The 13533-nt window shown below is 72.1% G+C and carries 14 protein-coding genes; 12 read left to right on the top strand and 2 right to left on the bottom strand.

Annotated elements, in window-relative coordinates:
• A partial coding sequence (locus ND748_RS14010; protein ID WP_251746256.1) for a hypothetical protein occupies positions 1-383 on the bottom strand: 383 nt, incomplete at its 3' end.
• A 401-nt stretch (positions 384-784) separates the two neighbouring features.
• On the opposite strand from ND748_RS14010, the gene ND748_RS14015 reads away from it, so the two are divergent.
• From ND748_RS14015 to ND748_RS14050, 8 genes are all read left to right on the top strand, one after another.
• On the top strand, positions 785-1264 hold the full coding sequence (locus tag ND748_RS14015) for a Fur family transcriptional regulator (protein ID WP_251746246.1): 480 nt from the start codon (positions 785-787) through the stop codon (positions 1262-1264).
• On the top strand, positions 1251-1691 hold the full coding sequence (locus ND748_RS14020; RefSeq protein WP_009742898.1) for a rubrerythrin family protein: 441 nt from the start codon (positions 1251-1253) through the stop codon (positions 1689-1691). Before ND748_RS14015 ends, ND748_RS14020 begins: the two co-directional genes overlap by 14 nt.
• Positions 1692-1869: 178 nt before the next feature.
• Complete coding sequence (locus ND748_RS14025; protein ID WP_251746247.1) at positions 1870-2466, top strand: DUF3501 family protein; 597 nt, start codon at positions 1870-1872, stop codon at positions 2464-2466.
• A gap of 236 nt (positions 2467-2702) precedes the next feature.
• The gene (locus tag ND748_RS14030; RefSeq protein ID WP_251746248.1) at positions 2703-3242 is read left to right on the top strand and encodes an SseB family protein; all 540 of its coding nucleotides are present in this window, start codon (positions 2703-2705) and stop codon (positions 3240-3242) included.
• 577 nt (positions 3243-3819) lie between these two features.
• Complete coding sequence (locus ND748_RS14035) at positions 3820-4458, top strand: heme-copper oxidase subunit III (RefSeq protein WP_251746249.1); 639 nt, start codon at positions 3820-3822, stop codon at positions 4456-4458.
• A gap of 5 nt (positions 4459-4463) precedes the next feature.
• On the top strand, positions 4464-5357 hold the full coding sequence (locus ND748_RS14040) for a c-type cytochrome (protein ID WP_251746250.1): 894 nt from the start codon (positions 4464-4466) through the stop codon (positions 5355-5357).
• On the top strand, positions 5354-6688 hold the full coding sequence (locus ND748_RS14045) for a ubiquinol-cytochrome c reductase iron-sulfur subunit (RefSeq protein WP_251746251.1): 1335 nt from the start codon (positions 5354-5356) through the stop codon (positions 6686-6688). Before ND748_RS14040 ends, ND748_RS14045 begins: the two co-directional genes overlap by 4 nt.
• Entirely contained in the window at positions 6685-8292 is a 1608-nt protein-coding gene (locus tag ND748_RS14050) for a ubiquinol-cytochrome c reductase cytochrome b subunit (protein ID WP_251746252.1), read from the top strand. The genes ND748_RS14045 and ND748_RS14050 overlap by 4 nt, the downstream gene beginning before the upstream one ends.
• Before the next feature lie 188 nt (positions 8293-8480).
• Here ND748_RS14050 and ND748_RS14055 read toward each other — a convergent pair whose 3' ends face one another.
• Positions 8481-10274 (bottom strand): DEDD exonuclease domain-containing protein, encoded by a 1794-nt coding sequence (locus tag ND748_RS14055; RefSeq protein WP_308205639.1) that lies wholly within the window; start codon positions 10272-10274, stop codon positions 8481-8483.
• A 214-nt stretch (positions 10275-10488) separates the two neighbouring features.
• Between ND748_RS14055 and ND748_RS14060 the strand changes: the two genes are divergently transcribed.
• The 4 genes from ND748_RS14060 to ND748_RS14075 all read left to right on the top strand — a co-directional run.
• Complete coding sequence (locus ND748_RS14060; RefSeq protein ID WP_044887258.1) at positions 10489-10902, top strand: VOC family protein; 414 nt, start codon at positions 10489-10491, stop codon at positions 10900-10902.
• A 110-nt stretch (positions 10903-11012) separates the two neighbouring features.
• Positions 11013-11408, top strand: coding sequence for an HIT family protein (locus ND748_RS14065; protein ID WP_251746253.1), 396 nt, complete (start codon positions 11013-11015; stop codon positions 11406-11408).
• Positions 11409-11879: 471 nt separating this feature from the next.
• Complete coding sequence (locus ND748_RS14070) at positions 11880-13190, top strand: NYN domain-containing protein (RefSeq protein WP_251746254.1); 1311 nt, start codon at positions 11880-11882, stop codon at positions 13188-13190.
• Positions 13191-13346: 156 nt separating this feature from the next.
• Positions 13347-13533: hypothetical protein (locus ND748_RS14075; RefSeq protein WP_251746255.1), on the top strand; the 187-nt coding region annotated here is incomplete at its 3' end.

Below are 13533 nucleotides of genomic sequence, written 5' to 3' on the forward strand. Positions count from 1 at the left end.
CCGCCGGCCCGCGCGCGCAGCAGCGTCACGGCGGCCTCGGTGAGCCGGCCGGGGTCGACCGGGTGCGCGACGACGGCGTCGGCCTGCGACCAGGTGGCCAGCCACCGGTCATCGGCACGGGCGACGAGCAGGATCGTCGGAGGGCAGTCGGCGACTTCGTTCTTCAGCTGGCGGCACAGGCCCATGCCGCCGGTGGGGGTGGCCTCCCCGTCGAAGATGCACAGGTCGGCTTCGTGATGGTCGACGACGTCGATTGCGGCGGCGGCGTCGGCGGCCTCGACGAACTCCAGCGGGCCGAGGTCGGCGGCGGGCAGTCGACCGATCGCGGCGATGGCGCGCGCGCGCACGTCGGCGCGGTCGGCGTAGACGAGGACGGTGCTCATGGCGTCCACGGCCTTTCGCATCAGGTGGCCACCGCCGACCGGCGGCCCGGGGCGGACCGCCGTCCCGCCCCGCGACCGGCCCCGCCACTGGGCGGATGACCGGGAGCGATCGGGAGCGACCGGGTGACCGGCGCGATCCGCTCCGAAGGTTACCCGGTTGTGGGTTCCGGGCCGCCCTTCTCCGCCGGTGTCCGCCGGGCGGGCGGCGCCGCGCGGGTCCGTCGCGGGCGTCGGCAGGCCGGGGCGGTTGCCAGGCAGCGGGAAGGGGCGGTTGCCAGGAAGCGGGAAGAAGAGTGATACTGAGAGTCGTTCTCAACCAGTGGAGCCAGCCGCCGGCGACAACTCCGGACCTTCCCGGACCGGCGGCCCCACGCTCCGCTGCGACCGACGGGCGTGATCCCATGACCGACCTGGCTGATCTTCGACTGACCCCCCAACGGATGGCCGTTCTGGAGGTCCTGCGGGCCGCCGCCGACCATCCCACCGCGGCCGAGGTATATGAGCGGGTACGCCGCTCCTCGCCGCGGATCGGCAGCGCTACGGTGTACCGCACCCTGGCCCTGCTGGTCTCGACCGGTCGGGCGTTGGAACTCAACCTGGGCGACGGTGCGGCAGCCCGGTACGACGCCAACACCTGCCGCCACGACCACGCGGTCTGCGACGGCTGCGGCCGCGCGGTCGACATCGATCACCCCGTGCCGGACGGAATGGTGGCGGAGATCGCCCGTCGCTCGGGCTTCGCCATCACCGGGTACGACCTGCAGTTCCGGGGGATGTGTCCGGACTGTCAGGCGAGCAGCTCCGATCCGGCCCGCGCCGCGGGCGGGACCGGCCCGACAGTGAACACCCACGCCAAAGGAGTGCTTCATGCCGAAGCTTGACGGCACCAAGACCCACGAGAACCTCAAGGAGGCGTTCGCCGGCGAGAGCCAGGCCAACCGGCGCTACCTGTACTTCGCCCGCCGCGCCGACATCGAGGGCCTGACCGACGCCTCCTCGCTGTTCCGCGACACCGCGGAGGGTGAGACCGGGCACGCCTTCGGGCACCTCGACTTCCTCGCCGAGGTCGGCGACCCGGCCACCGGTGAGCCGCTCGGCACCACGGCGAAGAACCTGGCCAGCGCGGTGGCCGGCGAGACCTACGAGTTCACCGCCATGTACCCCGGCTTCGCGAAGACCGCCCGCGAGGAGGGCTTCGAGGAGATCGCGGACTGGTTCTCGACCCTTGCCCGCGCCGAGAAGACCCACGCCGGCCGGTTCAAGAAGGCCCTCGACGCCCTCAACGCCGAGGAGACCGCCGACGCCTGATCGGCGCCTGCGCACCACATCGGTGGCCGGCTCCGGGCGTCCTTGCGCCGGAGCCGGCCACCGCCGTGCGGGGGCGGGGCGCCCGTGCCGGCCGTGCCCGTCCTTCGCTCCTGCACCCCCACCACCCCCACCGTTCCCGGCAACCCCCAATCCACGCTTCCGGACAGGAGGCCGCGCCATGGCGCTGACCGTCGCCGACATCACCATCGACCACCAGGCGTACGCGGAGAGCCGCCCGCAGCTGCGCCGCGAGATGCTTCCCGTGCGCGCCGAGCGCCGCGTCCGGGTCGGCGACATCGTCCTCGCCGAGTTCGAGAACGAGCAGACCCTGCACTACCAGGTGCAGGAGATGGTCTACACCGAGCGGCTGACCGCGTCGGCCGACGTCGCCCACGAGATCGAGGCGTACTCCCGCCTGCTGCCCGGCAGCCACGTCCTGACCGCCACCGTGTTCATCGAGCTCAACGTGCTCGAAACGGTGCGCGAGGAGCTCACCCGCCTCGCCGGCCTGCAGCACAGCCTGGCCCTGGAGATCGGCGGCATCCGCGTCGCGGGGGAGGAGATCCCCGGCCTCGACGAGGACCCCGACGTCCCGTCCGAGACGGTCTCCGTCCACATGGTCCGCTTCGTGCTGACCGACGAGTTGCGCGACGCCTTCCGGGACCCGGACGTCCCCGCCGAACTCGTCGTCGACCACGCCGAGTACAGCGACTCCACCCCCCTGACCGGCGCCACCCGCCGAGCCCTGATCGCCGACCTCGCCCTGCGCCCCTGACCCATCCCGGCCCTGACCCATCCCGAACCGGGCGTATCCCGACAACGGACGGCCGGACCGCATCCGGGCCATCAGGCCGGGGTTCGGGTGACCGGGGGAAGCACGAGGTCAGCGGCCGCGGCGGACAGTCGGCGAGATTTGTTGCGGGTCATCCGTTCGGCGCGCCCGTGACCGGGTACGCGAAGGGCCTACGGCACCTCACGTCAGCACGTTCATCCACGTCAAGGGAGTCACCCGTGACCGATGACCAGCTACGTCCCGACCTCGCGTCCGCCGGCTCAGGCGCTCCCGACCAGTCCCGCGGTGCCTTCGACCGTGACCCGGCGCAGGCCGGCGCGACCGACCGCGACGCCGGGCTCGGCGGTACGACCACTGCCGGCCGCCGGGCGTCCGAGCAGGGCGCGGCGGCGCTCGACGCGTTGCACCGCCTGGCCGACGGGGAGGACGAGCGTTCCGCGCTCGGTGACCTCGCCCTCGCGGACGTCCTGTTGCCCGACCTCGGCAACGAGATCACCGACCTGTCGGAGGAGAGCGAGGTTCTGCAACTACCCGTTGCGGAGCGTCAGGATGGAACCCAGTTCGTCCCGACGTTCACCTCCGAGCAGCGCCTGACGGAGGCCCTGCCCGACGTCGCCCGCTACCGCACGGTGCAGATCGCGACCCTCGGCCGGATCTGGCCGTCCGACGACCTGCTGTTGGCGGTCGACCCGGGGTCCGAAGCCGGGATCGCCCTGCCGGCGGAGGGCCTGCGGGCCCTCGCCGCCATGTCCGCCTGACCTCGCGGCCCTTCGGCCGGCCGCACGCCTTCCGCCCGGGCGTGGGGCCGGCGTCGTGCAGTTGCTCGGCAGGTCGTCCCTCCCGTGGCGCGGGCTTCCTTGCCCTTCGGGGGGGACGAATCGGTCGCGACGCCCCCCTGAAGGGCAAGGAAGTCCCCGCGGCCGACCCGGCCACGCCCTTGATCGGTGCTGACTTGCTCGGCGTCGGCGGTCGGCCGGGTGCCTGCGCCGTTCGGTAGGCGCTCTGACCTGCCGTTTCGATGGGCTTGGCGGCCGCCCGCCGCGCGGACGGCCAAGTGGGCAGTGCCGTCCGGCCCTGGCCCGTAGTGCCGGGAGACCCGGCTCCTGAGGTGGACGTCCGACGGGTGAGGCACGCAACATCCGCCGGAAGGGTGCCGGTCATCATGGTTTTTCTGGCACCCGCCGCGGCGGCCCGAGGACCTGCGGTTTCCGCTGCGCCGCAGCGATTTGTGCGGTCGGTGAGGGGGTTCGCGGGGCGGCTCGGGCCGGTCATCGACGAGTCGTAGTCCTACCGAACGTCGAACCTACGGTGGCGCCTGGAGCGTCGCGTGCCAGAATGGCCGTCGTGGCCTCAGCCCCCGTCCTCGAGAAGGCTCCTCCACCACACCCGACGGCCAACCGTCCCTCGATGGTCTCGGTCGGCACGGTCGTGTGGCTGTCGTCGGAGCTGATGTTCTTCGCGTCCCTGTTCGCGATGTACTTCACGATCCGTTCGGTCAACAGCGGCAACTGGCCGCCCGTGACGGGTGATCCCGCCGGTTCCGAACACGGGCCCGTGGAGTTGCACGTCGGGTACGCGCTGTTCTTCACCGTGATCCTGGTGCTGTCCAGCGTCACCTGTCAGCTCGGGGTGTTCGCCGCCGAGCGCGGTGACGTCCACGGACTGCGGCGCTGGTACCTGGCCTCGTTGCTCATGGGACTCGTCTTCGTCGGCGGCCAGGCGAACGAGTACTTCGGCGAGAACAAGTTCACGATGGCGTCGCACGCCTACGGCTCGGTGTACTACCTGACCACCGGGTTCCACGGGCTACACGTCATCGGTGGTCTCGTCGCCTTCGTCATGGTGCTGGGCCGATCGACGTTCGGGCGCTTCACGCCGGAGAAGGCGACATCGGCGATCGTCGTGTCGTACTACTGGCACTTCGTCGACGTCGTCTGGATCGCCCTGTTCGCGACCATCTACCTCCTCCAGTGAGCGACATGACTGAAACCCCGGACACACCGTCCGACATGCCGTCGGAAACCCCGTCGGACTCCGCGCCGAGTGAGCTCGCGGCGCCGGTCGCCGCCCCGAAGCGGCCCGCGCGCAAGCGTGGTCCGTCCGCGCGCCGGCGCCGGCGATCCTCCGCCCTCGTCCTCGTGTTCGGCCTGCTGGCCACCGGGGTCCTGTGGACGATGCTGGCTCCGACCGGCAACGCCACGCAGACGGCGGACGCCAACGAGGCCGTCCGGCAGGGTCGCGCCCTGTACATGCAGGGCTGCTCGACCTGCCACGGCCTGGGCGGCGGGGGCTCCACCACCGGCCCCAGCCTCGTCGGCGTCGGCGCCGCCGCGGTGGACTTCCAGGTCTCGACCGGGCGCATGCCGCTGGCCGCCCCGGCCGCGCAGGCCGACCGCAAGCCGCCGATCTACTCGGCGACGCAGATCGACCAGCTCGCCGCGTTCGTCGCCAGCCTCGGTGGTGGACCGGAAGTGCCCAAGGTCGACGACAAGTCGCTCAGCGACGCGGACCTGGCTCATGGCGGCGAGCTCTACCGCGCCAACTGCGCCCAGTGCCACAACGCCAGCGGCCAGGGCGCTCCACTGACCTACGGTAAGTTCGCGCCTTCGCTCAGCGAGTCGACCCCGAAGCAGATCGTCGAGGCCATGCGCACGGGGCCGGAGTCCATGCCGGTCTTCGGGGACCGTCAGCTCAGCGAAGAGGACGCCGTCGCCGTGGCGGCCTTCATCAAGCACATGAACGAGACCGCCAGCCCTGGTGGCTTCAGCCTCGGTAAGTACGGTCCGGTGCCGGAAGGGCTGCTGGCCATGCTGGTAGGCATTGGTGGCCTGCTGGCCGTGTGCCTGTGGATCGGAGCGAGGCAGAAGGTATGAGTGACCAGACGGGCCCGGGGACGCCGGGACCGGCGGGCTCGGGCGGAGGGGACCAGCCGGGCGACTCCGCCCAGGAGCGCATGCACTACGCGGGCTACCAGGGTGAGCCGGCAGACAAGTCGGACCAGGATTCGATGAGCAGCATCTTCAAGCGGGCCAAGCACCCGGTCGACACGTCGGGGGCCCCCGCCGGGGGGTCGGGGATCTCGGCCGGTGGACCGGACATCCCGGCCGGCACCTCCGACGGCCCGGAGGTCCTGGGCACCCCGCCGCACCAGACGGACTCCAGCCGCGATCCCGAGACCACGGTGATGCGGACCGGCGACGCCGGGGTGGCGCAGCCGACCTACGGCACGCACGCCGGCGGCGGTGGCGGGGTCACCGTTCGCCCGCCGCGCGCCGAGGACGTCGACCGCCGCGCCGAGCGGCGGGCGGAGCGGCTGATCGCCTGCTGGTTCCTGATCTCGGTGGTCGGCACCGTCGGCTTCGTCATCACGAACTTCGTCGGTGACAAGCACCAGGCGTACTACACGCCGTGCCTCGGCTCGGCGCTCGGCCTGGCCGTCGGTGGCCTCGGCATCGGCATGATCCTGTGGGCCAAGCGGCTGATGCCGCACGAGCAGGCCGTGCAGGAGCGCCACGAGTTCACCTCCGCCAAGGAGGAGATCGCGGTCACCGAGGCGGAGATCACCGCCGGCTTCGCCGACACCGGTCTCGCCCGGTTCCCGCTGCTGCGCCGCACCCTGCTGGGCGCCGGTACCGTGCTCGGCGGACTGATCGTGGTGCCGCTGCTCAACCTGACCAACTCCAAGCCGGGCAAGAAGCTCGACCACACCGCCTGGGTGAAGGGCTCGCGCCTGGTCACCGAGGACGGCCGCCTGGTCAAGCTCGGCGACATCTCCATCGGCGGCATCGAGACCGTCTTCCCGGCCATCCCGGTGACCGAGTCGGACGGTACGACCACCTACCAGGCGAAGACCGACGTGCGCACCAAGGCGGACAGCACCACGCTGCTCATCCGGCTGCCACCGGGGGTGGACCGGCCGCGCAAGGGGCGGGAGAACTGGTCCGTCGACGGTCTCGTCGCCTACTCCAAGATCTGCTCACATGCCGGATGCCCGGTGAGCCTGTACGAGCAGCAGACCCACCACCTGCTCTGCCCCTGCCACCAGTCGGTCTTCGACGTGCTGGACGGCTGCCGGGCGATCTTCGGTCCGGCCAGCCGGTCGCTGCCGCAGTTGGCGATCGCCGCGGACGACGACGGATTCCTGTACGCCCGCAACGGTGACTACGACGAGCCGGTCGGTGCCGCCTTCTGGGAGCGCTCATGACAACCGCATCCCCCCCGGAGTTCGTCAAGCGGCCGACCCCGGTCCGCAAGGCCAACCGCGCCATCGACGAGCGGTTCGGCACCCAGCCCGGGCTGCGGCGCAACCTGAACAAGGTCTTCCCCGACCACTGGTCGTTCATGATCGGGGAGATCGCGCTCTACAGCTTCATCGTTCTGCTGCTCACGGGCATCTACCTCACGCTGTTCTTCGACCCGTCGAACACCGAGGTCATTTACCACGGCTCCTACGTCCCGCTCAAGGGCGTGGAGATGAGCCGGGCGTACGCCTCGACGCTGGACATCAGCTTCGACACCCGGGCCGGGCTGGTGTTCCGCCAGATCCACCACTGGGCCGCGCTGGTCTTCGTCGCGTCGATCGTCGTCCACCTTTTCCGGGTGTTCTTCACCGGTGCCTACCGCAAGCCGCGCGAGGTCAACTGGCTGATCGGGGTCGGCCTGCTGATCCTCGCCATCCTCGAGGGCTTCGCCGGCTACTCGCTGCCGGACGACCTGCTCTCCGGCACCGGCCTGCGGATCGCCGCCTCGATCGCCCAGTCCATCCCGATCATCGGGACGTGGGCGTCGTTCCTGGTGTTCAACGGCGAGTTCCCGGGCGACAACTTCCTGCCCAGGCTCTACGTGATCCATATTCTGCTGGTGCCCGGTGTGCTGCTCGCCCTCATCGGCGCGCACATGGGCATCCTGTGGCACCAGAAGCACACCGACTTCCCCGGCCCGGGCAAGACCGAGCACAACGTCGTCGGTCACCGGGTGTTCCCGGTGTTCGCGGTGAAGTCCGGCGGGTTCTTCATGATGGTCTTCGCGATGCTCGCCCTGCTCGGGGGTCTCGCGCAGATCAACCCGATCTGGATGTTCGGTCCGTACGACCCGTCGAAGGTCTCCTCGGCGTCCCAGCCCGACTGGTACATCGGCTTCCTCGACGGCTCGACCCGACTGATGCCACCGTGGGAGTTCCGCGGCCTCGGCCATACCGTCCCGGCCGTGTTCTGGCCGACGGCGGTCCTGCCCGGCATCCTGTTCACGCTGCTGGCGCTCTACCCGTTCCTGGAAGCCAGGTTCACCGGCGACACCAAGTCGTACAACCTGCTCCAGCGACCCCGGGAGGCGCCGACCAGGACCGCGCTCGGCGCGATGTCGATCAGCTTCTACCTGGTCCTGTGGATCTCGGGTGGTAACGACGTCATCGCGAAGACGTTCAGCATCTCGCTGAACGCGATGACGTGGGCCGGCCGCATCGGTCTGATCATCATCCCGCCGATCGCGTACGCGATCACCAAGAAGATCTGTCTGAGCCTGCAGGCGAAGGACGCCGAGGTCGAGCACCACGGCATCGAGACCGGCATCATCCGCCAGCTCCCCAGCGGGGAGTTCGTGGAGGATCACCGGCCGAAGCCGACTCCGGTGCCCGATCACCCGCTGGTTCCGAACGACCGATTCGCGCTGCCGTCGGCGAACGGCCACGGGGACGGGGACGGCAAGGGCCTCGCTCGCCGCGCCGGTGCGGCCGTGAGCGGCTTCTTCGTCGAGGAGAAGGAGACCGGCCCGGGCGGTCCCAGCACACCGGTCGGTGGCGGCAAGCACTGACCTCCCGCTCCGACCCGTTCAGGGTCGAGCTGACACCGGCCGCGGGGCCGGTCCGCCACACCGGCGGGCCGGCCCCGCGGCCTTTGTGCAGGCGCTGAGGCCCTTTGCTGCCCTGAGGCCTTTGCCGGCCCCGCGGCCCTTTGCTGCCCCCGCGGTGGCTGCCGCGCCTGCCGGTCCGCCGATGATGGTCAGCGGCGGGGGCGCTCGCCCTCGGTCCGCCGGCCGGCCGCCTGTTCCGGCAGGTCGGGGGAGCGGTGCACGTCGGCGTAGCGCAGCGCGTCGCGGATGGCGCCCGTCGCCGGCCAGCTCCACTCGCCGTCGAGGCGTACGAGCCGCACCCCGGAACCGGCCAGCCAGCGGGAGATCCGTTCGGTCTCCTCGACGGAGGCACACGGCGCGGGGCCCGGCTGCGGTTGGACCGTCTCGGCGCTCGCGACCGCGGCGTCGACCCAGGGCCGTGGGTCGATCCCGGGGGCCACGCTCACCGCGGACACCAACCGACCGTGACGGACGACGGCCAGGTCCCAGCCGGCCTGCGCGGTCGGTGCCGCCGCGACGAGCTGCGGGATGCGGGTCAGCGCGGCCAGCCGCTGACCGCGGGCCGCGGCGCGGACGAACGACACCATCCGGTCGCGGTGGACGGCCGCCTCCTCGTAGCGCCGGTCGGCGGCGAGACGGTCGATGTGGCGGGTCGACGCCGCGATGACCGGCCCCGGATCACCGGTGATGGCCGCCCGGGCCACGGCGACGTGGCGGGCATAGGCGGCGACGTCCTCCCGGCCGTCGCAGGGCGCCCCGCACCTGCCCAGATCCGCCAGGGCGCAGGCGGGCCGGTGGACCCGCGGCGACAGTCGACCGGTGCACTGGCGCAGCGGCACCGCGGCGAGCAGCGCGTCGGCGGCGTCGTCGGCGCCGCGGGCGCTGGCGAACGGACCGAGGTAGGTCGCCCCGTCCCGGGTGGCGCGCACCCTGGACAGCCGAGGGAACGGCTCGTCGGTGAGCTTGAGGTACACGGTCCGTTCCGGGAAGCGGGAGCGGCGGTTGTACGGCGGCTTGTGCTCCGCGATCAGCCGCAGCTCCCGCACCTCGGCCTCCAGGGCGTGCGCGCAGCCGATGGCGTCCACCCGCTCGGCCAGCGTGACCATCTCGGCCATCCGAGTACGGGGCTCGCTCGCCGTGAAGTACGTGCGGACCCGGGACCGGATCGAACGTGAGGTGCCGACGTAGAGAGCCCGCCCGTCGGCGTCCCGGAAGATGTAGACGCCCGGGCCGGTCGGCAGCCCGTCGGCGAGGTACCGCTTGCGCCGCTGGGCCGGGGAGACCTTCGCGCTGTACTCGTGCAACTCCTCCAGCGTGCGCACACCGGCGTTGCCCAGCCGCTCGAACAGCCCGTGCAGCACGTCCACCGTGGCCCGGGCGTCGGCCAGCGCGCGATGGCAGGGCTCGGTCGAGCTGCGGAACAGCCGGGCCAGCGAGGCGAGCCGGCAGTCGGGGGCCTCGTCGCGGCTGACCAGCCGCCGCGCGATGCGCAGGGTGTCGAGATGCTCCCAGGCGGGCGGCGGGTAGCCGCAGCGCTGCGCCGCCGCCCGCAGGAAGCCGAGGTCGAACGGCGCGTTGTGGGCCACCAGCACGGCACCGCGGGCGAACTCCAGAAACGTCGGCACCACCTCGGCCTCCGCCGGGGCCGTCGCCACCATCGCATCGGTGATCCCCGTGATCACCGAGACCATCGGCGGGATGCCCACGCTCGGCCGGACCAGGGTGGACATCTCCGCGAGCACCTCGCCGCCGCGGACCCGCACCGCGCCGATCTCGGTGATCTCGCCGGTGGCCGCCGAGGTCCCGGTCGTCTCCAGGTCGACCACGACGAACGTCAGATCGGCCAGCGGCCGGCCGAGTTCCTCCAGGCTGGCCTGCCGATGCGCGGCGGCAAAGCGATCGGCGGCGGCAAGGCGGTCGGCAGAGGCGGGGTCCGGGCGCACGGCGTCACGGTAAGCCCCGCCGCCGACAGTTTTGCCAGGGGTCCGGTTCCGGGCCGTGGTCGCGGGCCTGGCGGCGGAACGCGAGGGGGCGCCGGCAGGCACGTGGCGCGTCCCGCTGCGGGTGTCATTGTGGTCCCGTCGGGGCTGCCCCGCACCCCTTGTGGCGCCACGCCGGAGACACGCGGCGGCCACTCGGCAGGCCAACCCGCCTGGAATGCGAAATCATGCGCAGGTGGCGTGGTTTGAAACGAACGGCATTCGGGTGGGGCGGGTCGCAGTGGACTGCGCGAACGTGGACGTGATGGTGCGCTTCTGGTCCGCTGCGCTGGGATACGAGGTGGACCGGCGCGACGATGACGCGGCACTGCTGCGTCATCCCGCCGGGGCGGGGCCGAAGCTGCTGCTGCGGCCGGGAGCCCGCGGCGGCGGCGGTCCCAGCCGGCTGCATCTCGACCTCTACGCGGTCGACGCCGAGCGGGTCATCGGCTGGTTGTCGACCCTTGGTGCCCGCCGGGTCGCCCGTTACGACGACGACGGGGAGCGCGGGTACATCCTGTCCGATCCGGAGGGCAACGAATTCCGGGTGATGACGGCCGGACCGACCGGCTTCGCCCGGCCCTTCGTCTGATGGCCGGTCGTCTTCCGGTCGTCTTTCCGGCCGGTCGTCTGCCGATCGGTGGTCTGCCGATCGGTCGGCGGGTCGGCGGGTCGATGACCGGGTCGATAGGGTCATGAGCCATGCCGAGCGTCTTCACCCGGATCATCAACGGTGAGCTTCCCGGGCGCATCGTGTACTCCGATGAGTACACGGTGGCGTTCCTGACGATTGCGCCGATCCGGCCGGGCCACACGCTGGTGGTCCCGCGTGCCGAGATCGACCACTGGATCGACCTGCCCGACGACGTCCAGACGGCGCTGTGGGCCGCCGCGGCGACGGTCGGGCGGGCCATCGATGCCGCTTTCCGGCCTCGGCGGGTGGCGGCGCTCGTCGCCGGGCTGGAGGTGCCACACGTGCACGTGCACCTGCTGCCCATCGAGAACGAGACGCAGATCGACTTCACCCTCGCCGACCACGACCCGGATTCGGCCGAGCTCGACGCCGTGGCGCAGCGGATCCGGTCCGCCGTCGGCTGACGCGCGCCGGGTGGAATAGATCGCACGCTGGGGTACGCACCTCGCGAGGCTGCCCAAACCGGCTTTCCCGGGAGGGATGCTGCCCGCCCCGCGCGGTTCACCGGGCCTAGATCCCACACCGGTGGTCCGCGTGAGCCTTCTGGGCTCTCTCGATAGGCTGTGCCTTCATCGTTCTTCCCGTCGGCTCCGGAGTCCCCACGTGCCTTGCTGTCTGGCCGGTCGGAGGAGTCGCCGGAGACGCGGCCCGTCCGCTTTCCCACGTCATCCGGACGCTGATGGACATTTCGGCGCACGGCCCGCGCCAGCGTCGCCCGGGTCCGGACCGCGAGCCGCCCCGGTCGGTGCTTCGACCGCGCCGGGTGACCCCTTGCACCGGCATACCGCCGAGACGGTCGGTGCTACGTCGGTCGTGTTCTCGACGTCATCCGTCCGGACCGTGTCCGTGGTGGCCGACCCTGCTGGGAGCAGGCTGTGACGGGCCCGCTGCCCGCGTCCGTGCGGGAGTACGTCATCGAGCTCGCCGCGCAGACCCTGGCCGATCTGCCCGAGTCCGACGTGCCGCCGTCGCTCGTCGCGGTGCGCCGGTTCAAGGCGTCCCGGCGGGCGAAGGTGGGCGCGATCCCGCTGGCCGCCGCGGTCGACAACGAGGTGTTCCGCGGCCGCGTCGCCGAATGGATCCGCCGGCACCAGCCGGAGCTGGCCGAGGCCGCTGACTGCGCCGACGGGCCCCCGCCGGCCGCCCCGCCGGAGAAGGTCGCCGCGGTGGCCTACCTGCTGCGCGTCCCGAACTGGTCCGAGCTCGTCGAGCTGGCTTCGGCCTCGGCCGCGGAGGCGGAGGTCCGCGGTCGGGCTGACGAGGCCGAACGGACGATCCACCGGCTCACCGAGCAGCTCGCCGCGAATCAGCGCAGCGCCGCCGGGGAGCTGGCACAGGTGCGTGAACGCCTCGCGGCGGCCCGCGTCGAGGCGGAGGAGACCCGGCGGCGGCTGCGGGCGTCCTCGGAGCGGATCCGGCGGGCCGAGGAGGCCGAGCGGGAGTCGGCGATCGCGGCCCAGACGGCGCGCGATGCGGCGCTCGTCGCCGGTCGTGACGCCGAGGTCGAGCTGCGCCGACTGCGTGGCCGGGTCGCCGAGCTGGAGGCCGCGCTGGCCGCCGCGCGCCGGGACTCCCGCGACTCCCGCAGCGTGGACGACGCCCGCATGCGCGTCCTGCTCGACACGCTCATCGCCTCGGCCCACGGCGTGCGCCGCGAGCTGGATCTGCCCACCATGGTCGCCCGACCGGCGGACCTGCTCGCTCGCGGCGGCGACGGGCCGAGCAACGCGCCACAGGCGTTCGTCGGGGCCCGCGGGCGGCCCGACGACGATCCCACCCTCATCGACGAGGTGCTCGCCGTGCCCGGCGTGCATCTGATCATCGACGGGTACAACGTGACCAAGCGCGGCTACGGCCGGCTCACCTTGCAGGCACAGCGGGAACGGCTGCTGTCCGGGCTCGGCGCGCTCGCCGGGCGCAACCCGGACAGCGAGGTCACGGTCGTCTTCGACGCGACGGCGGTCGTCGCCCGCCCGGTCGGTGTCACGATGCCCCGGGGGGTCCGGGTGCTGTTCAGCCGCCCCGGTGAGCTGGCCGACGAGGAGATCGTCCGGCTGGTCCGGATGGAGCCCCAGGGCCGGCCGGTCTTCGTCGTCACCTCCGACCGGGAGGTGGCGGAGAACAGCGCCGCCGCCGGCGCCCGGGCGGTGCCGTCGGCGGCCCTGCTGGCGCGGCTCGACCGCTAGCCCACTTTCCCCGGCGCCGGGCGTCGGAGGCGTGCTGGCCCGCCGGCCGGCGAAAGTTGTCGGACCCGGGTCCTACCGTCGATCACGTCGGGACATCGGTGCGCGGATTGAGTCGCCGCCGGCCGTCACCGGACTGACCTCGGGAAGGTGAGTGCGATGCTGATCGACTGCGACTCCTGTGTCGGCCGCGGCGCCCGGTGCGCCGATTGCGTGGTCACCGTCATGTTCGAGGGCGAGGGCGAGGGCGGGGGCCTGGCGTGGGACGCGCAGGAGCGCCGCGCGCTTGCTGTGCTGGCCGCCGCCGGCCTGCTGCCGCCGCTGGCGGAGCTGGCCGGCTCGGTGC

This window comes from Frankia sp. AiPs1, assembly GCF_023716945.1.
In the GTDB taxonomy this organism is placed as follows: domain Bacteria; phylum Actinomycetota; class Actinomycetes; order Frankiales; family Frankiaceae; genus Frankia.